Annotated in this window: 19 protein-coding genes; 15 read left to right on the top strand and 4 right to left on the bottom strand. The window is 61.2% G+C overall.

All coding sequences use genetic code 11. The features are described from left to right. The first annotated feature begins 4 nt into the window (after positions 1-4). The 9 genes from murD to lpxC all read left to right on the top strand — a co-directional run bounded on the left by murD (position 5) and on the right by lpxC (position 10,463). Positions 5-1,351, top strand: a complete 1,347-nt coding sequence (gene murD, locus SLW75_RS15240; RefSeq protein ID WP_410934847.1) for a UDP-N-acetylmuramoyl-L-alanine--D-glutamate ligase — start codon at positions 5-7, stop codon at positions 1,349-1,351. Then, complete coding sequence (gene ftsW, locus SLW75_RS15235; protein WP_065992148.1) at positions 1,348-2,565, top strand: putative lipid II flippase FtsW; 1,218 nt, start codon at positions 1,348-1,350, stop codon at positions 2,563-2,565. The genes murD and ftsW overlap by 4 nt, the downstream gene beginning before the upstream one ends. After that, positions 2,552-3,625 carry an undecaprenyldiphospho-muramoylpentapeptide beta-N-acetylglucosaminyltransferase gene (murG, locus tag SLW75_RS15230; RefSeq protein ID WP_065992149.1) on the top strand — a complete coding sequence of 358 codons (1,074 nt, stop codon included), beginning with the start codon at positions 2,552-2,554 and terminating at the stop codon, positions 3,623-3,625. The genes ftsW and murG overlap by 14 nt, the downstream gene beginning before the upstream one ends. Then, entirely contained in the window at positions 3,618-5,078 is a 1,461-nt protein-coding gene (murC, locus tag SLW75_RS15225) for a UDP-N-acetylmuramate--L-alanine ligase (RefSeq protein ID WP_065992150.1), read from the top strand. The genes murG and murC overlap by 8 nt, the downstream gene beginning before the upstream one ends. After that, complete coding sequence (locus SLW75_RS15220; protein WP_296310990.1) at positions 5,075-6,034, top strand: D-alanine--D-alanine ligase; 960 nt, start codon at positions 5,075-5,077, stop codon at positions 6,032-6,034. The genes murC and SLW75_RS15220 overlap by 4 nt, the downstream gene beginning before the upstream one ends. Before the next feature lie 3 nt (positions 6,035-6,037). Continuing rightward, positions 6,038-6,910 (top strand): cell division protein FtsQ/DivIB, encoded by an 873-nt coding sequence (locus SLW75_RS15215; protein ID WP_192132757.1) that lies wholly within the window; start codon positions 6,038-6,040, stop codon positions 6,908-6,910. 15 nt (positions 6,911-6,925) lie between these two features. After that, positions 6,926-8,185 carry a cell division protein FtsA gene (gene ftsA / locus SLW75_RS15210; protein ID WP_037014678.1) on the top strand — a complete coding sequence of 420 codons (1,260 nt, stop codon included), beginning with the start codon at positions 6,926-6,928 and terminating at the stop codon, positions 8,183-8,185. Between the two features lie 63 nt (positions 8,186-8,248). Beyond that, on the top strand, positions 8,249-9,439 hold the full coding sequence (gene ftsZ, locus SLW75_RS15205) for a cell division protein FtsZ (RefSeq protein WP_074884474.1): 1,191 nt from the start codon (positions 8,249-8,251) through the stop codon (positions 9,437-9,439). A gap of 112 nt (positions 9,440-9,551) precedes the next feature. Further along, on the top strand, positions 9,552-10,463 hold the full coding sequence (lpxC, locus tag SLW75_RS15200; protein ID WP_065992158.1) for a UDP-3-O-acyl-N-acetylglucosamine deacetylase: 912 nt from the start codon (positions 9,552-9,554) through the stop codon (positions 10,461-10,463). Between the two features lie 498 nt (positions 10,464-10,961). On the opposite strand, the gene SLW75_RS15195 is transcribed toward lpxC, so the two are convergent. Then, a complete protein-coding gene (locus SLW75_RS15195; RefSeq protein ID WP_410934846.1) occupies positions 10,962-11,429 on the bottom strand; it encodes a DUF721 domain-containing protein in 468 nt (155 codons plus the stop codon). Between the two features lie 319 nt (positions 11,430-11,748). Between SLW75_RS15195 and secA the strand changes: the two genes are divergently transcribed. The 4 genes from secA to SLW75_RS15175 all read left to right on the top strand — a co-directional run bounded on the left by secA (position 11,749) and on the right by SLW75_RS15175 (position 17,464). Further along, entirely contained in the window at positions 11,749-14,499 is a 2,751-nt protein-coding gene (secA, locus tag SLW75_RS15190; RefSeq protein ID WP_192132759.1) for a preprotein translocase subunit SecA, read from the top strand. 135 nt (positions 14,500-14,634) lie between these two features. Next, the gene (gene argJ / locus SLW75_RS15185) at positions 14,635-15,852 is read left to right on the top strand and encodes a bifunctional glutamate N-acetyltransferase/amino-acid acetyltransferase ArgJ (RefSeq protein WP_410934845.1); all 1,218 of its coding nucleotides are present in this window, start codon (positions 14,635-14,637) and stop codon (positions 15,850-15,852) included. A gap of 38 nt (positions 15,853-15,890) precedes the next feature. Continuing rightward, the gene (locus tag SLW75_RS15180) at positions 15,891-16,517 is read left to right on the top strand and encodes a glutathione S-transferase family protein (RefSeq protein WP_065992163.1); all 627 of its coding nucleotides are present in this window, start codon (positions 15,891-15,893) and stop codon (positions 16,515-16,517) included. 2 nt (positions 16,518-16,519) lie between these two features. Beyond that, complete coding sequence (locus tag SLW75_RS15175; RefSeq protein WP_410934844.1) at positions 16,520-17,464, top strand: Nudix family hydrolase; 945 nt, start codon at positions 16,520-16,522, stop codon at positions 17,462-17,464. A gap of 251 nt (positions 17,465-17,715) precedes the next feature. Here the strand turns inward: SLW75_RS15175 and SLW75_RS15170 are convergent, their stop codons facing one another. From SLW75_RS15170 to SLW75_RS15160, 3 genes are all read right to left on the bottom strand, one after another. After that, positions 17,716-18,294 (bottom strand): cob(I)yrinic acid a,c-diamide adenosyltransferase, encoded by a 579-nt coding sequence (locus tag SLW75_RS15170; protein WP_065992164.1) that lies wholly within the window; start codon positions 18,292-18,294, stop codon positions 17,716-17,718. A gap of 4 nt (positions 18,295-18,298) precedes the next feature. Beyond that, the gene (locus SLW75_RS15165; RefSeq protein WP_410928478.1) at positions 18,299-20,347 is read right to left on the bottom strand and encodes an ATP-binding protein; all 2,049 of its coding nucleotides are present in this window, start codon (positions 20,345-20,347) and stop codon (positions 18,299-18,301) included. A gap of 62 nt (positions 20,348-20,409) precedes the next feature. Next, complete coding sequence (locus SLW75_RS15160; RefSeq protein ID WP_410934843.1) at positions 20,410-21,330, bottom strand: putative 2-dehydropantoate 2-reductase; 921 nt, start codon at positions 21,328-21,330, stop codon at positions 20,410-20,412. Between the two features lie 172 nt (positions 21,331-21,502). On the opposite strand from SLW75_RS15160, the gene SLW75_RS15155 reads away from it, so the two are divergent. Continuing rightward, positions 21,503-21,988, top strand: a complete 486-nt coding sequence (locus SLW75_RS15155) for a YajQ family cyclic di-GMP-binding protein (RefSeq protein WP_065992166.1) — start codon at positions 21,503-21,505, stop codon at positions 21,986-21,988. A 150-nt stretch (positions 21,989-22,138) separates the two neighbouring features. Then, the gene (locus SLW75_RS15150; protein ID WP_065993168.1) at positions 22,139-22,987 is read left to right on the top strand and encodes a mechanosensitive ion channel family protein; all 849 of its coding nucleotides are present in this window, start codon (positions 22,139-22,141) and stop codon (positions 22,985-22,987) included. Positions 22,988-23,143 lie beyond the last annotated feature (156 nt).

Raw genomic sequence — 23,143 nt, 5'->3', positions numbered from 1 at the left:
ACGAGTGTCACTGATCGCTTCTGACCACTTCCGCATCGTTGTCGGCCTCGGCAAGAGCGGCATGTCCCTGGTTCGCTTCCTGGCGAACCGGGGTGTGTCGTTTGCTGTCGCCGATACGCGGGAGCATCCGCCAGAACTCGCGACCTTGCGCCGTGACTACCCGCAGGTCGAAGTGCGCTGTGGTGAGCTGGACGTTGAATTCCTGTGCCGCGCCGACGAGCTGTATGTCAGCCCTGGCCTGGCGTTGGCGACCCCGGCGCTGCAGCAAGCGGCCATGCGCGGCGTGAAGTTGTCCGGCGATATCGAGCTCTTTGCCCGCAACGCCAAGGCGCCCATCGTGGCCATCAGCGGGTCGAACGCGAAGAGCACGGTCACCACGCTGGTGGGCGAGATGGCTGCGGCAGCGGGCAAGCGTGTCGCGGTCGGCGGCAATCTCGGCACGCCGGCGCTGGATCTGCTCAGCGACGACGTCGAGCTGTATGTCATGGAGCTGTCGAGCTTCCAGCTGGAAACCACCGATCAACTCGGCGCCGAAGTGGCGACCGTGCTGAACATCAGCGAAGACCACATGGATCGCTACGCCGGGCTGCCGGCTTATCACTTGGCCAAGCACCGGATTTTCCGCGGCGCGCGGCAGGTGGTGGTCAATCGTCAGGACGCGCTGACCCGCCCGTTGATCGGCGAAGGCGTGCCGTGCTGGACCTTCGGCTTGAACAAGCCCGACAGGAACGGTTTCGGCTTGCGCGAAGAGAACGGCGAGAAGTATCTGGCCTTCCAGTTCGACAACCTGATGCCGGTCCGCGAGCTGAAAATCCGTGGCGGCCACAATCAGGCCAACGCCCTGGCCGCACTGGCGCTGGGTCATGCGGTGGGTCTGCCGTTTGACGCCATGCTTGCCAGCCTCAAGACATTTGCCGGTCTGGTTCATCGCTGCCAGTGGCTGCGTGAGCTCAACGGCGTGAATTACTACGACGACTCCAAAGCGACCAACGTCGGTGCTGCACTGGCAGCGATCGAAGGCTTGGGCGCCGACATCGACGGCAAGCTGGTGCTGATTGCCGGCGGCGACGGCAAGGGCGCGGATTTCACTCCGTTGAAAGCCCCGGTTGCCGCCCATTGCCGCGCCGTTGTCCTGCTGGGCCGCGATGCGGATTTGCTCGCCGCAACCTTCGGCGAATCGGTGCCTCTGGTACGCGTCACTACATTGGAAGAAGCCGTGCAACGTGCTGCTGATATCGCGCAGGAAGGGGACGCCGTATTGCTGTCGCCTGCTTGCGCAAGCCTGGACATGTTCAAGAATTTCGAAGAGCGCGGACAACTGTTCGCCCGGGCCGTGGGGGACTTGTCATGATTTTTGGCGTGATCAAGCCGTACCCGTCGCCGATCATCAGCGGCCGTGGCGTTGACGTCGATTTCCCGATGCTCGCCGGTTGCCTCGCGTTGCTGGGCCTGGGCCTGGTGATGATCACTTCCGCGTCGTCGGAAGTGGCCGCCGTTCAGTCGGGCAACGCGCTGTACATGATGACCCGTCACTTGATCTATCTGGTGCTCGGCCTCGTCGCTTGCGTCGCGACCATGATGGTGCCCGTCGCCACTTGGCAGCGTCTCGGCTGGCTGATGCTGATCGGTGCATTCGGCCTGTTGATCGCGGTGATCGTGCCCGGCATCGGGCGTGAGGTGAACGGTTCGATGCGCTGGATCGGCTTCGGCATGTTCAACGTGCAGCCGTCGGAAATCGCCAAAGTTTTCGTGGTGATTTTCCTCGCCGGTTACTTGATTCGACGCCAGCAGGAAGTGCGCGAGAGCTGGATGGGCTTCTTCAAGCCGTTCATCGTCTTGCTGCCGATGGCTGGCCTGCTGCTGATGGAGCCGGACTTCGGCGCCACGGTCGTGATGATGGGCGCGGCGGCGGCGATGCTGTTCCTCGGCGGCGTTGGCCTGTTCCGTTTCAGTTTGATGGTGGCCCTGGCGGTTGCCGCAGTGTTCGTTCTGGTTCAGGCCCAGCCGTACCGGATGGCGCGTCTGATTACCTTCACCGACCCGTGGTCCGATCAATTCGGTTCCGGCTACCAGCTGACCCAGGCGCTGATCGCCTTCGGTCGCGGCGAATGGTTCGGCGTCGGCCTTGGCAACAGTGTCCAGAAGCAGTTCTACCTGCCGGAAGCCCACACCGACTTCGTGTTCTCGGTACTGGCCGAAGAGCTGGGCGTCGTGGGTTCACTGGCTACGGTCGGGCTGTTCGTGTTCGTCAGTATCCGCGCCATGTACATCGGCATGTGGGCCGAGCGCGCCAAGCAGTTCTTCGCCGCGTACACCGCCTACGGCCTGGCCTTTCTGTGGATTGGTCAGTTCCTGATCAACATCGGCGTGAACGTCGGTTTGCTGCCGACCAAGGGTCTGACCCTGCCATTCCTCAGCTACGGTGGCAGTTCGTTGATCATCTGCTGCGCGAGTCTGGGGCTGTTGCTGCGCATCGAATGGGAATCGCGCAACAACATGGGCAGCGAAGAAGCCGAGTTCCAGGAGAGCGACTTTGCCGAGGAGCCGACCCATGGCCGCCGGTAACGTGTTGATCATGGCAGGCGGCACCGGCGGACACGTGTTCCCGGCGCTGGCGTGCGCCCGTGAGTTCCAGGCCCGCGGTTACACCGTGCATTGGCTGGGAACGCCGCGCGGCATCGAGAACGAGCTGGTGCCCGCAGCAGGCCTGAAGCTGCACCTGATCAACGTCACCGGTCTGCGTGGCAAGGGTCGGCTGTCGTTGCTCAAGGCGCCGTTCATGTTGATCAAAGCGTTGTTGCAGGCGCGCAAGGTGGTGGGTGAGTTGAAGCCGGTCTGCGTCGTCGGCTTCGGTGGCTACGTGACAGGCCCAGGTGGTCTGGCGGCGAAGCTGGCTGGCGTGCCGCTGATCATCCATGAGCAGAACGCGGTGGCGGGCACGGCCAATCGCAGCCTGGCGTCCTTCGCCGCGCGGGTCTGTGAAGCGTTCCCGCAGACATTCGCCGCATCGGCCAAGCGTCGCACCACCGGTAACCCGGTGCGTGCCGAGCTGTTTTTCGAGACGCCGCGCCAGACGCTGATCGGTCGCCGGCCTCGTTTGCTGGTGCTGGGCGGAAGCCTGGGCGCCGAGCCGTTGAACAAATTGCTGCCGGAAGCCCTGGCGCAAGTGCCTGCCGACATCCGCCCTGAAGTGTTTCATCAGGCCGGCAAGCACCACGATGAAGTGACCGCCGAGCGTTACCGCGCCGCCGGCGTCGAGGCGCAGGTCGCCCCGTTCATCAAAGACATGGCCCAAGCCTATGGCTGGGCGGATCTGGTGGTCTGCCGCGCAGGTGCGTTGACCGTCAGTGAACTGGCTGCTGCCGGACTGCCGTCATTGCTGGTGCCTTTGCCCCACGCGATCGACGATCACCAGTCGCGCAACGCCGAATATCTGGCTCGCGAGGGCGCTGCCTTCGTCATGCCGCAAGCGACAACTGGCGCCGCCGAGATGGCCGCTCGCCTGAAAGAGGTTTTGATGCAACCCGAACAATTGAACCGCATGGCCGTCACGGCTCGCCAACTGGCCAAGCCTGACGCCACCAACACCGTCGTCGATATCTGCCTGGAGGTGGCCCATGGTTGAGAATCAACGCGCCATGCCCCAGCCGGAAATGCGCCGCATCCGTCGTATCCACTTCGTGGGCATCGGCGGCGTGGGGATGTGCGGTATCGCTGAAGTGTTGCTGAACCTGGGCTACGACGTGTCGGGTTCGGACCTCAAGACCTCGGCAGTGACCGAGCGTCTGGAATCCTTCGGTGCGCAGATTTTCATCGGCCACCGGGCAGAAAACGCTGCTCCCGCTGATGTGCTGGTCGTCTCCAGCGCTGTGAACACGTCCAACCCGGAAGTGGCGACCGCCCTTGAGCGTCGTATTCCAGTCGTGCCACGCGCTGAAATGCTGGCCGAGTTGATGCGCTATCGCCACGGCATCGCTGTCGCCGGTACACACGGCAAAACCACGACCACCAGCCTGATCGCTTCGGTATTCGCAGCCGGGGGCCTTGATCCGACGTTCGTCATTGGCGGTCGCCTGAATGCCGCCGGCACCAACGCACAGTTGGGTACGAGCCGTTACCTGATCGCCGAAGCCGACGAGAGCGACGCGAGTTTCCTGCACCTTCAGCCCATGGTGGCTGTGGTCACGAATATCGACGCCGATCACATGGCGACCTACGAAGGTGACTTCAACAAGTTAAAGAAAACCTTCGTTGAGTTCCTGCACAACCTGCCGTTCTACGGGCTGGCAGTGGTGTGCATCGATGATCCGGTGGTGCGCGACATTCTGCCGTCGGTCAAGCGTCCGACCATGACTTATGGTTTCAACGAAGCGGCCGACGTACGCGCGATTAACGTGCGTCAGGAAGGCATGCAAACGTACTTCACCGTGCTGCGTCGCGACCGTGAGCCCCTTGATGTGTCGGTGAACATGCCGGGCAATCACAACGTGCTCAATTCGCTGGCGACCATTGCTATCGCCACCGACGAAGGCATTACCGATGAGGCCATCGTGCAGGGGCTTTCGGGCTTCCAGGGTGTGGGTCGACGTTTCCAGGTATACGGTGAGCTGCCGGTCGAAGGCGGCAGTGTGATGCTGGTCGACGATTACGGCCACCACCCGACCGAAGTGGCTGCCGTCATCAAAGCTGTGCGCGGCGGCTGGCCCGATCGCCGTCTGGTCATGGTTTACCAACCGCACCGTTACAGCCGCACCCGCGATCTGTACGACGATTTCGTGCAGGTCCTCAACGACGCCAACGTGCTGCTGCTGATGGAAGTCTATCCCGCCGGCGAAGAACCGATCCCGGGCGCCGACAGCCGTCAGATGGCCCACAGTATTCGCCAGCGCGGTCAGCTTGATCCGATCTACATCGAGCGTGGTGTCGAACTGGCTCCGCTGGTCAAACCGCTGCTGCGCGCCGGCGACATTCTGCTGTGCCAGGGCGCTGGCGACATCGCCGGGCTCGCACCGCAATTGCTGAAAAGCCCGCTGTTTACCGGCGCCATCGTGGCCTCAACCGAAGGTAAGCTGAAATGACAGCCGCCCTGCAGTCCGCCCTGTTCTCGACGCTGGAGCCGAAACGCTTCGGCCGCGTCGCCGTGCTGTTCGGCGGCAAGAGCGCGGAGCGGGAGGTTTCCCTGAAATCCGGCAGTGCGGTGCTTGAAGCGCTACAAAGCGCAGGCGTCGACGCGTTCGGTATCGACGTGGGTGAGGATTTCCTGCAACGGCTGGTCAGCGAAAAGATCGACCGCGCGTTCATCGTGTTGCACGGTCGCGGTGGCGAAGACGGCACCATGCAGGGTCTGCTGGAGTGCTTGGAAATCCCCTACACCGGCAGCGGCGTACTCGCGTCCGCGCTGGCGATGGACAAGCTGCGCACCAAGCAGGTCTGGCAGAGTCTGGGGTTGCCGACGCCCCGCCATGCCGTGCTGAGCAGCGAGGCAGATTGTATTTCTGCAGCAACGGAACTGGGCTTTCCTTTGATCGTCAAACCCGCCCATGAAGGTTCCAGTATCGGTATGGCCAAGGTGACCGGCGTCGACGAATTGATCGCCGCCTGGAACGCCGCCCGTACCTACGATTCGCAAGTGTTGGTCGAGCAATGGATTGAAGGTCCGGAGTTCACCATCGCTTCTCTGCGTGGGCAGGTATTGCCTCCCATCGGTCTGGGTACTCCCCACAGTTTTTACGATTACGACGCCAAATACCTGGCTTCCGATACCCAGTACCGGATGCCTTGCGGCCTCGATGCAGCCAAAGAAGATGAACTCAAGGCACTCACGGCGCGGGCGTGTGAAGCGGTCGGCATTGCCGGCTGGGCGCGCACCGACGTCATGCAGGACGCCGATGGCAAATTCTGGCTGCTGGAAGTGAACACCGTTCCCGGCATGACCGACCACAGCCTTGTGCCCATGGCTGCGCGCGCGGCCGGGCTCGATTTCCAACAGTTGGTGTTAGCGATTCTGGCCGACAGCGTCCAGGTGCGAGGGTAAATCATGCACGGCGCAACGGTTCGTCATCAGCAATCCGCTACCGGCCGCAACAAGCCGGTGCCGCGGGGTGCCAGCCGCATGGTGGCCAAGGAGCCCATGTCGTCGCGCATGTCGCGACCGAACTTCGGTTTCCTGCGCAGCCTGATGTGGCCGGTGCTGTTGGTTGTGTTCGGTTTTGGTACGTACGAAGCCGCCCAGCGTCTGCTGCCTTACGCCGACCGGCCGATCTCGCGAATCAACGTGCAGGGCGACTTGAGCTACATCAGTCAGCAAGCCGTGCAGCAGCGGATCGCGCCGTTCGTGGCGACCAGCTTCTTCAACATCGATTTGGCCGGCATGCGCACCGAGCTTGAGCAAATGCCGTGGATCGCCCACGCCGAGGTCCGCCGCGTCTGGCCGGATCAGGTGGTGATCCGTCTGGAAGAACAATTACCGGTTGCGCGCTGGGGCGATCAATCCCTGCTGAACAACCAGGGCCAGGCATTCACCCCGCGTGAACTGGCCAATTACGAACACCTTCCGCAGTTGTTCGGGCCACAGCGGGCTCAACAGCAGGTGATGCAGCAGTACCAAGTACTGAGTCAGATGTTGCGCCCGCTGGGGTTCTCCATCGCTCGCCTGGAACTGCGTGAGCGAGGCAGCTGGTTTCTGACCACCGGCGCAGGCAGTGCAGGCCCAGGCCTGGAGCTGCTGCTGGGACGAGGCAATCTGCTTGAGAAGATGCGCCGCTTTATCGCCATCTACGACAAGACACTGAAAGACCAGATCACGAACATTGCGCGAGTCGACCTTCGTTACAACAACGGCCTGGCCGTTGGTTGGCGCGAACAGGCAGCAGCGCCAACGACGGACAAACCCGCCGTCGCGAAGAATTGATAAGAGGCAGGACCCATGGCAAACGTGCAAAGCGGCAAAATGATCGTCGGATTGGATATCGGCACCTCCAAAGTGGTGGCGCTGGTAGGCGAAGTCGCGGCTGATGGCACGCTGGAAATCGTCGGTATCGGTACTCACCCGTCCCGCGGCCTGAAGAAGGGCGTAGTGGTGAATATCGAGTCCACCGTGCAATCGATCCAGCGCGCCGTAGAAGAAGCGCAGCTGATGGCCGGTTGCCGGATTCACTCGGCGTTCGTCGGCGTTGCGGGCAATCACATCCGCAGCCTGAACTCCCATGGCATCGTGGCAATTCGCGACCGCGAAGTCAGCTCGGCCGACCTTGAACGCGTGCTCGACGCTGCCCAGGCTGTGGCGATCCCGGCTGACCAGCGCGTGCTGCACACGCTGCCGCAGGACTACGTCATCGATAACCAGGAAGGCGTTCGCGAGCCACTGGGCATGTCGGGCGTGCGTCTTGAAGCCAAGGTTCACGTGGTGACCTGCGCGGTGAATGCTGCGCAGAACATCGAAAAATGCGTGCGCCGCTGTGGCCTTGAAGTCGACGACATCATCCTCGAGCAACTGGCCTCGGCCTACTCGGTGCTGACCGACGACGAGAAAGAGCTGGGCGTGTGCCTGGTAGACATCGGCGGCGGCACCACCGACATCGCGATCTTCACCGAAGGCGCGATCCGTCACACCGCGGTGATCCCGATTGCCGGCGACCAGGTCACCAACGACATCGCCATGGCGCTGCGTACACCGACCCAGTACGCCGAAGAGATCAAGATCCGTTACGCCTGCGCCCTGGCCAAACTGGCCGGCGCCGGTGAAACCATCAAAGTGCCAAGCGTCGGCGACCGTCCGCCCCGTGAACTGTCCCGCCAGGCCCTCGCCGAAGTGGTCGAGCCACGCTATGACGAGCTGTTCACCCTGATTCAGGCCGAACTGCGTCGCAGCGGCTACGAAGACTTGATCCCGGCCGGCATCGTGCTGACCGGTGGCACCTCGAAAATGGAAGGCGCGGTCGAACTGGCCGAAGAGATCTTCCACATGCCGGTCCGCCTTGGCGTGCCGCACAGTGTCAAAGGGCTCGCGGACGTTGTCCGCAACCCGATCTACTCAACCGGCGTCGGCCTGTTGCTGTACGGACTGCAAAAGCAGTCTGACGGCATCTCGCTGTCCGGCCTTTCCGGCTCCGGTAGCAGTTATAGCGATGAACCGAAGGCCCCAGTGTTAGAGCGTCTGAAACGCTGGGTTCAGGGGAATTTCTAAGATTCAAAAAGTGGTAGGCAGGCAACAGGCGACATAAAACTAGAGAACTGAAGGAGAGGGAACATGTTCGAGCTCGTAGACAACATCCCACAAAGCCCGGTAATTAAAGTTATCGGCGTTGGTGGTGGCGGCGGCAACGCAGTCAATCACATGGTCAAAAGCAACATCGAAGGCGTCGAGTTCATCTGCGCCAACACCGATGCTCAGGCCCTTAAAAACATTGGCGCACGTACCATCCTGCAACTGGGTACCGGCGTGACCAAAGGCCTGGGCGCAGGTGCAAATCCTGAAGTCGGCCGTCAGGCTGCACTGGAAGACCGCGAGCGCATCGCTGAAGTGCTGCAAGGCACCAACATGGTCTTCATCACCACTGGCATGGGCGGCGGTACCGGTACCGGTGCTGCGCCGATCATTGCTGAAGTGGCCAAGGAAATGGGCATTCTTACTGTTGCGGTCGTCACTCGTCCGTTCCCGTTCGAAGGCCGCAAGCGCATGCAGATCGCCGATGAAGGCATCCGCGCGCTGTCCGAAAGCGTCGACTCGTTGATCACTATTCCCAACGAGAAGCTGCTGACCATCCTCGGTAAAGACGCCAGCCTGCTGTCGGCTTTCGCCAAGGCTGACGATGTACTGGCCGGTGCCGTTCGCGGTATCTCCGACATCATCAAGCGTCCGGGCATGATCAACGTCGACTTCGCCGACGTCCGCACCGTGATGTCCGAAATGGGCATGGCGATGATGGGCACTGGCTGCGCCAGCGGTCCGAACCGTGCGCGTGAAGCCACCGAAGCGGCGATCCGCAACCCGTTGCTGGAAGACGTGAACCTGCAAGGCGCTCGCGGCATTCTGGTCAACATCACCGCCGGTCCTGACCTGTCTCTGGGTGAGTACTCCGACGTGGGTAGCATCATCGAAGCGTTCGCCTCCGAGCACGCCATGGTCAAGGTCGGTACCGTTATCGATCCGGACATGCGCGACGAGCTGCACGTGACTGTGGTTGCCACTGGCCTGGGTGCAAAAATCGAGAAGCCTGTGAAGGTCATCGACAACACCATGCAGACCGCTCAAGCCGCACCTGCGCAGCAACACGCCGCACGCCAGGAGCTGCCTTCGGTCAACTACCGCGATCTGGACCGTCCAACCGTGATGCGCAATCAGGCACACGCGGGCGCAACAGCCGCCGCGAAGATGAACCCGCAAGACGATCTGGATTATCTGGATATTCCAGCGTTCCTGCGTCGTCAGGCTGATTAATGGGTTCTATCAGGGGTATAAGGGTGATTGGTGTTCAGCAAAGGCGGGGTCTGCTATCATCGCCAGCCTTTGTTGATACTAATTCGCGATACGCGCTGAAGCGGCCAATGCCATGATTAAACAACGCACCCTGAAAAATATTATCCGTGCCACAGGTATCGGCCTGCACTCGGGGGAGAAGGTTTACCTGACCCTCAAACCAGCACCTGTGAACGCTGGCATTGTGTTTTTCCGTACCGACCTTGAGCCGGTGGTCCAGATCAACGCTCACGCGTTGAATGTGGGTGACACCACGCTTTCCACGACGCTGTTCAATGGCGACGTGAAGGTCGATACGGTCGAGCACTTGCTGTCGGCCATGGCCGGTCTTGGCATCGATAACGCCTACGTTGAACTTTCTGCCTCCGAAGTTCCAATCATGGATGGCAGCGCAGGTCCCTTCGTATTCCTGATTCAATCGGCTGGCCTGGAAGAACAGGACGCACCGAAGAAATTCATCCGCATACTTAAAGAAGTGTGCGTAGAAGAAGACGGCAAGTCCGCCAAGTTCTTACCGTTTGAAGGGTTCAAGGTAGGGTTCGAGATCGATTTCGATCACCCTTATCTGAAGAACCGTACGCAAACGGCTTGTGTGGATTTTTCCAGCACTTCGTTCGTTAAAGAAGTGAGCCGTGCGCGGACATTCGGTTTCATGAAAGACATCGAGTATCTGCGTAAACATAACCTTGCTCTGGGCGGCAGCGTTGAAAACGCGATCGTCGTGGACAAGGACGGCGTGTTGAACGAGGACGGTCTTCGTTATGAAGACGAGTTCGTGAAGCACAAGATTCTGGATGCCATCGGTGACCTGTATCTGTTGGGCAACAGTCTGATCGGCGAGTATCAGGGCTTCAAGTCGGGACACGGTCTGAACAATCGTTTGCTTCGTGCGTTGATCGCTCAGGAAGACGCTTGGGAAGTTGTGACCTTCGAAGATGCCAGCACCGCACCGATCTCTTACATGCGCCCCGTTGCGGCGGTGTAAACAGTCTCTTCTTCCTAGTTTTGTTGTTTTCAGGCCACCTTCGGGTGGCCTTTTTTGTGGCTGGTCTATTAGAGAGCGTACATATCCGTTTTTTGTGTTTGCTGAAATTATGGTTCCGCCCTTACGGCGGGTCACTTTTGGCAAGAGCGCCCCAAAAGTAACCAAAAACGCTTTGCTCCTGGTTTGGCCCGACTTCGTCGGGTTCCTTCACTCCGGTCTCGCTCCGTGGGCCCGCGCCGAACGGGCATCCATGCCCTGACGGCGCTCTCGCCGCATCCATGCGGCTCTGCCCACTGCGCGAGACCTCCGCTCAGCCTGCACCCAAGTCGCGTTTGGCGGCGTTTGGACTTCTTGTGCACGAAGATCAAAAGCAGATCAAAGGCTTCCCGGCTGAAGCCGGTCCTACAGTGGAGTCGGCCCTACTGACCGCACGCGGTGTTCATGTAGGACCGGCTTTAGCCGGGAAGGGGCCAGTGCGAACACTGGGATGTTCTAGGCTTATGATCCCCCAGCCTCTTTCGGGGTCGCATGCGCTGCCAGCCGTTCCAGGGCAGCACGCAGTTTCGGGTCGGTGATGCCTTCGGCCGTTGCGGAGATGGTTTCGGCCGCTGCAACCGACAGATCGCGTGTATGCCCCATCTCGGTCCGGTGGGTTCTCGCGGGCTGTACCTTCAGTTGCAGCCGGGTGAGGTTGGCGAATTCCTTGAACGCTACCAGTTGCCGTTGCAAGCGCTTCTGTTGATAGCGCAGTCGGGTGGCCCAGTGGCCGTCGGTGACGATGAGCAGCAGGGTGCCTTCGCGCCAGGAGGCCACGTGGCAGTGCTCGCGCGCGGCGGGTTGCAGCTGGCTTTCCAGCAGCCGCTGCAAGTGCGCGAGGCGTTGGGCGTGGTTGAAGATGGCTTTGAGCGGCCGGGCTTCGCGCAGGAGAACAGCCGGTGCGCGCGCCGGTAGGGGACGAAATGCCATGGTGGGGTGCCTTGTGTTGCCAGGGCGTGATCTTAGCAGAATCGATTGAAGCACCTTTAGGTCAGGCGTTCCGGGTGCAAATGCACGGCGCGATCATGAAAAAACATTAATAAAACTTCTCACCCGCATGGGTTGAAGTCACGGGAAATGACCCTATTGTACTTCTGCCCCGTAACATTGCTGTGCCAGCATCGTGGAATAACGCCACTTTCCTCACCACCATTTCCGGGTAGAATGCTCGTTCGCATGCGGCCATGAGGGCTGCTCGGGCGACTCACGGGGCCGCCCTCCATCCCTATGTGTGGAAGATCCTTTCGATATGTTTGCACCTTTGTTAAAAAAACTTTTCGGAAGCAAGAACGAGCGCGAAGTGAAGCGCATGCTCAAGACGGTACAGGTCGTCAACAGCTTCGAAGAGCAAATGCTCGCCCTCTCGGACGAACAGCTGCGCGCCAAGACCGACGAGTTGAAGGCCCGCATAGCCAAAGGTGAGACCCTCGACCAGCTCTTGCCCGAAGCCTTCGCGGTCTGCCGCGAGGCGGGTAAACGCATCATGGGCATGCGTCACTTCGACGTACAGCTGATCGGCGGCATGACACTGCACGAAGGCATGATCGCCGAGATGCGTACCGGTGAGGGCAAGACCCTCGTCGCGACCCTCGCGGTCTACCTCAACGCACTGTCCGGCAAAGGCGTGCACGTGGTCACGGTGAACGACTACCTGGCCCGTCGTGACGCCAACTGGATGCGCCCACTGTATGAATTCCTCGGTCTGACCGTAGGCGTGGTAACACCTTTCCAGCCGCCGGAAGAGAAGCGCGCCGCCTACGCCTCCGACATCACCTACGGCACCAACAACGAATTCGGTTTCGATTACCTGCGCGACAACATGGCGTTCAGCCTGGAAGACAAATTCCAGCGTGAGCTGAATTTCGCCGTGATCGACGAAGTCGACTCGATCCTTATCGATGAAGCCCGTACACCGCTGATCATCTCCGGCCAGGCCGAAGACAGCTCCAAGCTCTACACCGAAATCAACAAGCTGATCCCCAAGCTCGAGCAGCACATCGAGGAAGTGGAAGGCCAGGTCACCCAGCAGGGCCACTTCTCCATCGACGAGAAGTCCCGTCAGGTCGAGCTGAACGAGTCCGGTCACCAGTTCATCGAAGAGATGCTCACCGAAGTCGGCTTGCTGGCTGAAGGCGAGAGCCTCTATTCCGCGCACAACCTCGGTCTCTTGACCCACGTTTATGCCGGTCTGCGTGCCCACAAGCTGTTCCATCGCAACGTCGAGTACATCGTTCAGGACGGCCAGATCCTGCTGGTCGACGAACACACCGGCCGTACCATGCCGGGTCGTCGTCTGTCCGAAGGCCTGCACCAGGCCATCGAAGCGAAGGAAGGCCTAAACATTCAGGCCGAGAGCCAGACCCTGGCCTCGACCACCTTCCAGAACTACTTCCGTCTCTACAACAAGCTGTCCGGCATGACCGGTACCGCGGACACCGAAGCGTTCGAATTCCACCAGATCTACGCCCTGGCCGTGATGGTCATTCCGCCGAACAAGCCGTTGGCGCGTAAAGACTTCAACGACCTCGTGTACCTGACCGCCGAAGAGAAGTACGCGGCGATCATCACCGACATCAAGGCCTGTCTGGCCGAGCAACGCCCGGTGCTGGTGGGTACGGCGACGATCGAAACCTCCGAGCACATGTCCCGCCTGCTGGTGCAGGAAGGCATCGAGCACAAGGTTCTGAACGCCAAGTTCCACGAAAAAGAAGCTGAAATCATTGCCCAGGCCGGTCGTCCGGGCGCGCTGACCATCGCCACCAACATGGCCGGTCGCGGTACCGACATTCTGCTGGGCGGTAACTGGGAAGTTGAAGTGGCCAGCCTGGAAGACCCGACCCCTGAGCAAATCGCGCAGATCAAGGCCGACTGGCAGAAGCGTCATCAGCAGGTGATTGAAGCGGGTGGTCTGCACGTGATCGCTTCGGAGCGTCACGAATCCCGTCGTATCGACAACCAGCTGCGTGGCCGTGCGGGTCGTCAGGGTGACACCGGTTCGAGCCGCTTCTACCTGTCGCTGGAAGACAGCCTGATGCGGATCTTCGCCTCTGACCGGGTGAAGAACTTCATGAAAGCGCTGGGCATGCAGTCCGGCGAAGCGATCGAGCACCGCATGGTGACCAACGCGATCGAGAAAGCGCAGCGCAAGGTCGAAGGCCGCAACTTCGACATCCGTAAGCAGTTGCTCGAGTTCGACGACGTCTCCAACGAACAGCGCAAAGTGATCTACCACATGCGTAACAGCCTGCTGGCTGCGACCAACATTGGTGACACCATTGCCGAGTTCCGTGAAGAAGTCCTCGACGCCACCATCACCGCGCACATCCCGCCGCAGTCGTTGCCCGAGCAGTGGAATGTCGCGGGTCTGGAAGCCGCGCTGAGCAGCGATTTCGGCGTGAAGCTGCCGGTTCAGCAGTGGCTCGACGAAGACGATCACCTCAACGAAGACACCCTGCGTCCGAAGTTGATGGAAGCCATTCTGGCCGCCTACAACGAGAAAGAAGACCAGGCCAGTGCCGAGGCGCTGCGCACGTTCGAGAAGCAGATTCTCCTGCGCGTGCTGGACGACCTGTGGAAAGACCACCTGTCGACCATGGATCACCTGCGTCACGGTATCCACCTGCGCGGTTACGCTCAGAAGAACCCGAAGCAGGAATACAAGCGCGAGTCGTTTGCCCTGTTCCAGGAGCTGCTCGATTCGATCAAGCGCGACGCCATTCGTGTGCTGTCCCACGTTCAGGTTCGCCGCGAAGATCCGGCCGAGGAAGAGGCACGCCTGCGCCGCGAAGCCGAGGAGCTGGCCCAGCGCATGCAGTTCCAGCACGCCGAAGCACCGGGTCTGGATCAGCCGGACCTGCTCGCCGAAGAGGGTGAGGACGTCGCGGTAGCGGCTGCGGCTGCACTGTCACCGGTTCGCAACGACCAGAAGCTGGGTCGCAACGAATTGTGCTGGTGTGGTTCGGGTAAGAAATTCAAGCACTGCCACGGCCAGATCAGCTGATTCGGCCATCGCGACGAGCTGTAGCTGACCTGTAACATCACGCCGCGACCGGCTTAGCCGTCGCGGCGTTTTTCAATCAATCGAGCCGTGTCGGCGAGGCCGCATGGCGTGACTGTCTTTCAAGGAGCGCACTTCATGGCTGTTGGTCTTGGTCCTTTGCCGACGCTGCACCCGGTTCCCGGTTTTGAACTCGGCATCGCTTCCGCCGGCATCAAGCGCCCGGGGCGCAAAGATGTCGTCGTCATGCGCTGCGCCGAAGGCTCCAGCGTTGCAGGCGTGTTCACGCTCAACGCCTTTTGCGCGGCACCCGTGATCCTCGCCAGGCAGCGCGTGCAAGGCGCGGTGCGCTATTTGCTGACCAACACCGGCAACGCCAACGCCGGCACTGGCGAACCGGGCCTGGCCGCTGCCGAGCGCACCTGCGCCAAGCTGGCCGAGATCACCGGGGTCGATGCCAGCGCCGTGCTGCCGTTTTCCACCGGCGTGATCGGCGAGCCATTGCCCGTCGAGAAGATCGAAGGCGCGCTGCAGGCGGCGCTGGATGATTTGTCCGTCGACAACTGGGCTGCGGCGGCCACCGGCATCATGACCACCGACACGCTGCCGAAGGGTGCGAGCCGTCAGTTCGTGCTGGATGGCGTGACCGTCACTGTGACCGGCATCAGCAAAGGCGCGGGCATGATTCGTCCGAACATGGCGACCATGCTTGGTTATATCGCCACCGACGCCAAGGTGGCGCCGGACGTGCTGCAGGACCTGATTCGTGACGGCGCCAACAAGTCGTTCAACCGCATCACCATCGACGGCGACACGTCGACCAACGACTGCTGCATGCTGATCGCCACCGGCCAGGCCGATTTGCCCGCGGTGACCGAGGCCAAGGGTCCACTGTTCGAAGCGCTGAAAAAAGCCGTCTTCGAGGTCTGCATGGATGTCGCTCAGGCCATCGTCCGTGACGGCGAGGGCGCGACCAAGTTCGTCACCGTTGAAGTCAACGGCGGCGGCAATCATCAGGAATGCCTGGACGTCGGTTACACCGTGGCCCACTCGCCATTGATCAAAACCGCGCTGTTCGCGTCGGACCCGAACTGGGGACGCATCCTGGCGGCCGTGGGTCGCGCAGGCGTGCCGAACCTCGACGTGAGCAAGATCGACGTGTTTCTGGGTGACGTCTGCATCGCCAGCAAGGGCGCCCGCGCCAGCACCTACACTGAAGAGCAAGGCTCGCTGGTGATGGCACAGGAAGAAATCACCATCCGCATCGAGCTGGGCCGTGGCGATTGCAGTGAGACCATCTGGACCACCGACCTGTCGCACGAATACGTGAAAATCAACGCGGAATACCGCACCTGAGTCACGAGCGAGTCCACCGGTTTCAACGGAGCCAAGACATGAGCCTGCATCTGATCATCGGCGACAAACGTTATTCCTCCTGGTCGTTGCGCCCCTGGCTGGCGCTTGCGCTGACCGGCGAGGCGTTCACCGATCAGGTGATTCGCCTGAATCAGGCCGACACCACGCGGCTGATTCTTGAGCATTCGCCGACCGGTAAAGTCCCTGCGCTGAAGTGCGAGCACGGCACTATCGTCGACTCACTGGCGATCTGTGAGTACCTGGCAGAGCGTTTTCCGAATGCAGGGTTGTGGCCGGCGGACGTTGCTGCCCGCGCTCAGGCCCGGTCGGCATGCGCGCAAATGCACAGCGGCTTTGTCGGACTGCGCTCGCGTTTGCCGATGGATTTGCGCCAGGACGAGGCGCTGGAAGTCATTTCGGTCGAAGCTCAGGCAGACATCGACCGCATGGTTGCGCTGTGGCGTGAATGCCGCGCGGTGTCGGGTGTGAGTGAAGGTTTCCTGTTCGGCACGCCGGGCATCGTCGATGCGTTCTTCGCACCGGTCGCCGTGCGCTTTCGTACCTATCACGTCGAGTTGCCCGCAGACGCGGCAGCCTACGTCGAAACGATTTATCAGTGGCCTGAGTTCAAGCGCTGGCAGCAGGCGGGTCTGGAGGAAGGTTGAACGTGAAACGCATCCATGTGGCCGCGGCGGTGATCCGTGGCACCGACGGCAAGATCCTCATCGCACGACGCGCCGACAAACAGCATCAAGGCGGCTTGTGGGAGTTTCCCGGCGGCAAGGTCGAACCTGATGAGTCGGTCGAAGCAGCGCTGTCCCGCGAGCTGCACGAAGAGCTGGGCATCGTCGTGACTGCGGCGCGTCCGCTGATCAAGATCAAGCACGACTACCCGGACAAGCAGGTGTTGCTGGATGTCTGGGAAGTCTCGTCGTTCACCGGCGAGCCCGACGGTGTTGAAGGGCAACCGCTGGCCTGGGTATCGCAGCGGGAGCTGGCCGAGTATGAATTCCCGGCAGCGAATCGGCCGATCGTGGCCGCTGCGCGTTTGCCGGGTGAGTACCTCATCACCCCGGACGATCTGGACACGCCGGAGCTGTTGCGCGGTATACGCACGGCAGTGGCCGGCGGCATCAAGCTGGTTCAGCTGCGTGCGCCGAACATGTACGACCCGAAATACCGTGACGTGGCGGTGGACGCGGTCGGGCTATGCGCGGGCAAGGCGCAGTTGATGCTCAAAGGACCGCGCGAATGGCTTGGTGACTTTCCGGCAGCGGGCTGGCACCTGACCAGCGAACAGCTGCGCAAATACGCCAGCAAGGGCCGTCCGTTTCCCGAAGACCGTTGGCTGGCGGCCTCGTGTCACGACGCCGAAGAGTTGAGTCTGGCCGAGCAGATGGGCGTGGATTTCGTCACGCTCTCGCCCGTGCTGCCAACCCACAGCCATCCAGATGCCCAGCCGCTGGGATGGGAAAAGGCCCGCGAGTTGATCGAGGGCTTCAGCAAGCCGGTTTATCTGCTGGGCGGGGCAGGGCCGACGGATCGCCAGCAAGCATGGGAATGTGGTGCGCAGGGTGTGGCCGGAATTCGCGCGTTCTGGCCGCAGGGCTGACAGCTGTCGAAGTCCGAGCCGCGAGATCTAAGGTTGCTACACCGCAGATTCAGCGGCGAATGGGATCATTGTGGGAGTGAGCTTGCTCGCGAAGAGGTTTGTAAATCCATTAGATCTCTAATGGTTGAAATGCAGTCTTCGCGAGCAAGCTCACTCCTACAGGATTTGCGCTTGCCAGCTGAGTTGCGGTGTGTCAGGACAGCAGCACGTCAGGACAGTAGCCCCTCAGCACCGCAGCACTGTCTCCCAAATCACTGCGGTTTCTTCGCAGGCTCCCACAAAATCTCTGCCACGCCCTCACGTCGGGCAATGATCCGCGCCGCAACAAACAGCAGATCCGACAGCCGATTGATGTACGCCAGCCCGACGCCGGCCAGTGGCTCGACCGCGTTGAGGTGCTGACAACGCCGCTCCGCCGTGCGCGCCAGGCTCCGGCAAACGTGGGCCTGGGCGATCAACGTCGAGCCGCCCGGCAAGATGAAATTTTCCAGCGGCCCCAGCTCTTCATTCCAGTGATCGATGGCCGTTTCCAGGCGCTCGATCTCCGCCGCATTCAGCGCCTTGTATTCCGGCATCGCCAGCTCGCCACCCAGGTCGAACAACCGATGCTGACAGGGCGCCAATACGTCGATGACCTCCTGCAGCGCCGGATGAGTCGCGACTGCTGCCGAAAGGCCGGCCAGCAACACGCCGACCTGACTGTTCAGCGAATCAACTTCCCCGATCGCCTCGACCCGCGGATGATCCTTCGGCACTCGGCGACCATCGCCCAGGCCCGTTTCGCCGGTGTCACCCGTGCGCGTGTAAATTTTCGACAAGCGAAATCCCATGGCTCTACTCCCGGTCGTTCTGACCAATGACCTGTGGTGCAGGCATATCTATCGAATTGTCCACCAGCGGCAGGCGCAAGGTGAAACAGGTGCCCTGGCCGAGGGTGGAATGCACTTCCATCTGGCCCTTGTGGTTGTTGGTGATGATGAAATACGACACCGACAGCCCGAGGCCCGTGCCCTGGCCGATTTCTTTGGTGGTGAAAAACGGCTCAAAGGTGCGCTTGCGCACGCTTTCCGGCATGCCGATGCCGTTGTCCTCGACCTGAATCTCCGCCCACGGCGGGTTCAGGCGCGTACGCAGGATGATGCGCCCCGGCTCGCTGGCGTTCTCGCGCTGGTGAATGGCCTGAGCGGCGTTCTTCAACAGGTTGAGCAGCACTTGCTCCAGTTCGTTCGCCGTCGCAGGCACCGGGCCCAGAGCAGGGTCGAACTGGCGAATGATGTTCTGGCCCTTGAAGTCAAAACCGATGGTCAGGTCGAAGTCGTTGCTGGCGATCTCTACGGCCTGATCGATCAATGCCGGCAGATCACAAGGCGCCAACTGACGGTTGCTGCGTCGGCTGAAGCTGAGCATATGGCTGACGATCTTCGCCGCACGCGCTCCGGCTGACTGAATGCCGTCGAGCAACTGCGGCACTTCGCGCGCGATCAGGTACTGATTCACCGCAGCCAGCTGGATACCTTCCTGCTCGGCCTGTTCCAGATTCTTCGGCAGATCGGGTGACAACCGACGGCGGATGTTCTGCACGTTGTGCATGATCGCCCCGAGGGGGTTGTTGATCTCGTGGGCCATGCCAGCGGCCAGACCACCCACCGAAAGCATTTTCTCTGACTGCACCATCATTTCCTCCAGCGACAGGCGCTGGGTGATGTCATCGATGCGGATCACCGCGCCACGCCCGGCATCGCCGGTCAGGGGGTAGAAGGTGAGGGCGTAATGGCGGGACTCTTCGCCCTTGACCCAGGTGACGCGCTCGATCTTGGTGACGGTGTGTCGTTCGACGGTCTGTTTGATCTGCGGCAAAAACGCCCGCATTGGCGGGAAGGCCGAGTAAATCGGCTGGTTGAGCGCCTCATCCAGCGGCGTACCGGACAGGGCGCCGGCCTCCTGATTCCACTGGGTGACATACAGCTGCTCGTCCAGGGCGATCAGCGCCGACGGCATGGAGTCGATGATGCTGTTGAGGTAGTTCTGAAAGCCGGTGAGCTTCTTCTCGATCTTGCTGCGCACCTGAACTTCCAGCTCAAGCTTGCGGTTGGTGTGACGGGTTTCTTCCGCCAGCCCCTGCGCCTGATCGTAGGCGTCCTGGGATTCATCGCGGGCGCGTCTGAGCTGCTGCTCACGGGCTTCCATGCGCGAGAGCATGGTGTTGAATGCCTCGGCCAGCGAACCGATTTCGTCTTTGTTGCCGGGCGTCGCCCGCAGCGCGTAGTTCTCCTCGCGGGTGACCCGCCGCGACAGGTCTTCCAGCTGGTAGATCGGTTCGGTGATAAAGCGCCGAATCTGCCGGGCAACGCCGGCCCAGAGCAGGATGCTGAAGATCAGGATGCCGAGGCTGGCGGTCAGCGTGCCGGTGTAGAACGCCGTCGGCAATTCACTGCTGGCGACCAGCAACAGATGCCCCTGCGCTTGCCCCGCTTTGGGAATGGGGATGACCTGAGTGTTGCGAAACTCGGTGACGCGCCAGCTCTCCAGATCCCGGTAGTGGTCGGGCATGCGCAGCTTGTCGCCTTGCTGCATCTGCGCCAGACGGGTACCGCTGCCGTCGTACACCGCTGCCGCCCGTAATGGGCCGTAGTTTTTCAGTTCCTTGAGCAGCGCCTGGGCGTTAGAGGTCGAGGACAAGGCTTGCTCGGAAAGCCCGGGATTGCTGATCAGCCGACCGATTGTTTGCAAGGCCTGGGGCGCCATCGCTTCCTGGGAGATGTAATAGGCGGCGCTGATGAAGGTCAGGTTGGCGACCACCAGCACGGTGGTGAGCAACACCAGCAAGGCGGCCAGAAGCTTTTGACCGACCGGCAGGTTTTCGAGGCGCTGGCGCAATGGCATGGGGCAGGTCACCGGAATGAGGAGCGGGCAGGTTAGCGCTGTTCCGCCCGTGAGCAAACCCGTCAGTCGCTGGGCAGGCCCCGGGCGTTGAGGTGTTCGATCAGGCGCAGGCGTAACTGGTTCAGCATCGGCACCGGGCAATCGAGGGCGTCCGCCGTCGCGCAGACATGCCCGAGCAGGTAGCGGATTTCGGTGCGACGGGCATTGGCGACATCCTGATACATCGAGGAATAATTCCCGGCGGTGGCGGCAATCACCTGTTGCACTTGCTGCAGCAAACCGTCAGCCGCGCCGGGCTGACCGCAGCGTTGCAGCACGCGGGCGAGCTCGGCACACAGCGCCGTCACTTCTCCTGCATGGGCCAGCAGCTCGCCGTTGCGGCATTGATGCAACACGGTGAGCGGGTTGATCGCGCAATTGAGCGCGAGCTTTCGCCAGAGGCGTTCGGCGATGTCAGCGGTCCATTGATGGGGGATGCCTGCCTGCCTGAGGTCTTCCAGCCAGGCCGGCGCCGCGCCGTGCGGTGTGTCGCCCAGCCAGTTGGAGCCCTGTCCGGCAAATACCACGCTCCAGTCTTCATCGCGGTAGGCGCCTTCGGTGCTGGAGACAAAAATGCAGCGCGCGTGCGGGATCATGGCGGCTACCGCTTCCTGGCTGCCCAGACCGTTTTGCAGGAGCAGTACGTCAGCCTTGTCGGTCAGGCGATGGGCGACGGCTGCAACGGCGCGTTCAGCGTCGTAGGCCTTGCACGCCACCAACAGACGCCGGATCGGTTCATCCGCGCTGACCGTCTGCGCCGCAATGGCAAACGTCTGACGCTGGCCATTCTCGTCAAGCGCCAGACCGGCGTGCGCGTCGTAGGCCGCCAGTCGGGCCTCGTCGCGCAAGATTAACCGCACCGGCAGACCCGCCCGGGCCAGTCGCGTGGCCCAGAGACTCCCCAGACTGCCTGCGCCCAGAACGTGCCAGCACACGGAATTCAAAAGAAATGACCCCCGACGACGAAGATCTCGGTGCGCGGGGAAAACGAAATCAACATCGCAGGCTCACATGAACGTGGGAAAAGTCTCGTTATAATGACCGGGCTTTCATACCGTCAAGTCAGGCGTGCTCCATCCACATGTTGAGCTGCGCCGTATCAATTGGAGAATCTACATGCCCTCGTTCGACGTAGTGTCCGAACTGGATAAACACGAAGTCACGAATGCCGTCGACAACGCTATCAAGGAGCTGGACCGCCGCTACGACCTCAAAGGCAAAGGCAGCTTCGAGTTCACGGAAAAAGACCTGCTGATCAAGATGACGGCCGAAGAAGGTTTTCAGCTTGAAGCCATGATCGAGATCCTCAAGCTGGCCCTGGTCAAGCGCAAGATCGATGTGCAATGCCTGGAACTGAAAGATCCCTTCGCGTCCGGCAAGGTCATGAAGCAGGAAGCCACGCTCAAGGAAGGCATCGACAAGGAGCTGGCGAAGAAGATCGTCGCTCACATCAAGGAGGCCAAGCTCAAGGTTCAGGCCGCGATTCAGGGCGAGCAAGTGCGCGTCACCGGCAAGAAGCGTGATGACCTGCAAGAGGCGATCGCTGCGCTGCGTGGCCACGAGTTCGGCATGCCGCTGCAATTCAACAACTTCCGCGACTGATTACCCCGCGATTTGCCCTGCGATTTCATGTTGACTCAGGAACCCGAGGGGTTCCTGTGCGTCCGAATGCAGGTCTCGCTGAAACAATGGGCCCACTCGGCGCCGTTGCTTCAGCCTTCCATGCGCGACTCAGAGGAGAAATAGATGGACTTGGATTTAAACGGCCAGGTAGACCATCTGGTGAAAGCGTCTCAGGCCTGGATCCCGATGGTCATGCAATACGGCAGCAAGGTGCTGCTGGCAGTGGTCGTCCTGCTGGTCGGCTGGTGGCTGATCAATAGACTGACTTCCCGGGTGGGTGCACTGTTGGCGCTGCGCCACGTCGATCTGGCGTTGCAGGGTTTCATCAGCAGCATCACCAACATCATTCTGAAGATCCTGCTGATCGTCAGCGTGGCTTCGATGATCGGGGTTGAAACCACCTCATTCGTCGCCGCGATCGGTGCGGCCGGTCTGGCCATCGGCCTGGCGTTGCAGGGCAGCCTGGCAAACTTTGCCGGCGGCGTGTTGATTCTGCTTTTCCGTCCGTTCCGCATTGGCGACTGGATCGAAGCGCAGGGTGTATCCGGCACCGTGGACGGGATTCAGATCTTCCACACTGTGCTGCGTACCGGCGACAACAAGACGGTGATCCTGCCCAACGGCAATCTGTCCAACGGCATCATCACCAACACCAACCGTCAGCCAACGCGCAAGATCACCTTCGACGTGGGCATCGACTACGACGCCGACCTCAAGCAGGCGTTGCAAGTGTTGATGGACATGGCGGATGACCCGCGCATCCTGCAGGACCCGGCGCCACAGGCGGTGGTCGCGGCACTGGGCGACAGCTCGATTACCGTATCCCTGCGTGTGTGGACCAAGACCGGTGACTTCGGTGACGTGTCGAACCGCTTCAACGCTGAAATCCGCGACCGCCTGCGCGCGGCCAACATCGACATCCCGTTTCCGCAACGGGTGATTCGTGTGGTGCAGGACGAGCAGCCTACGAAGGCCTAACGCTCGATCGCAGAAACCAAAAAGCCCCGACTCGTGAGAGTGCGGGGCTTTTTGTTGAGTAGGTGTTGGTGCCTTTGCATGATTGAGGCTTGCTTCTGCCCGAAGGGCGTAGGAGCGTGGCTTGTCCCGCGATCGGCTGCGCAGCAGTCGTAAACC

This window comes from Pseudomonas sp. W5-01 (assembly GCF_046540435.1).
GTDB classification, from domain to species: Bacteria; Pseudomonadota; Gammaproteobacteria; order Pseudomonadales; family Pseudomonadaceae; genus Aquipseudomonas; species Aquipseudomonas graminis_B.
This window is presented reverse-complemented; position numbering and strand designations above follow the sequence as displayed.

Coding starts and splice junctions, on each gene's coding strand:
- ftsW (WP_065992148.1), top strand. CDS start 1,348: ATGATTTTTGGCGTGATCAAGCCGTACCCGTCGCCGATCATCAGCGGC.
- murG (WP_065992149.1), top strand. CDS start 2,552: ATGGCCGCCGGTAACGTGTTGATCATGGCAGGCGGCACCGGCGGACAC.
- murC (WP_065992150.1), top strand. CDS start 3,618: ATGGTTGAGAATCAACGCGCCATGCCCCAGCCGGAAATGCGCCGCATC.
- SLW75_RS15220 (WP_296310990.1), top strand. CDS start 5,075: ATGACAGCCGCCCTGCAGTCCGCCCTGTTCTCGACGCTGGAGCCGAAA.
- SLW75_RS15215 (WP_192132757.1), top strand. CDS start 6,038: ATGCACGGCGCAACGGTTCGTCATCAGCAATCCGCTACCGGCCGCAAC.
- ftsA (WP_037014678.1), top strand. CDS start 6,926: ATGGCAAACGTGCAAAGCGGCAAAATGATCGTCGGATTGGATATCGGC.
- ftsZ (WP_074884474.1), top strand. CDS start 8,249: ATGTTCGAGCTCGTAGACAACATCCCACAAAGCCCGGTAATTAAAGTT.
- lpxC (WP_065992158.1), top strand. CDS start 9,552: ATGATTAAACAACGCACCCTGAAAAATATTATCCGTGCCACAGGTATC.
- SLW75_RS15195 (WP_410934846.1), bottom strand. CDS start 11,429: ATGGCATTTCGTCCCCTACCGGCGCGCGCACCGGCTGTTCTCCTGCGC.
- secA (WP_192132759.1), top strand. CDS start 11,749: ATGTTTGCACCTTTGTTAAAAAAACTTTTCGGAAGCAAGAACGAGCGC.
- argJ (WP_410934845.1), top strand. CDS start 14,635: ATGGCTGTTGGTCTTGGTCCTTTGCCGACGCTGCACCCGGTTCCCGGT.
- SLW75_RS15180 (WP_065992163.1), top strand. CDS start 15,891: ATGAGCCTGCATCTGATCATCGGCGACAAACGTTATTCCTCCTGGTCG.
- SLW75_RS15170 (WP_065992164.1), bottom strand. CDS start 18,294: ATGGGATTTCGCTTGTCGAAAATTTACACGCGCACGGGTGACACCGGC.
- SLW75_RS15165 (WP_410928478.1), bottom strand. CDS start 20,347: ATGCCATTGCGCCAGCGCCTCGAAAACCTGCCGGTCGGTCAAAAGCTT.
- SLW75_RS15155 (WP_065992166.1), top strand. CDS start 21,503: ATGCCCTCGTTCGACGTAGTGTCCGAACTGGATAAACACGAAGTCACG.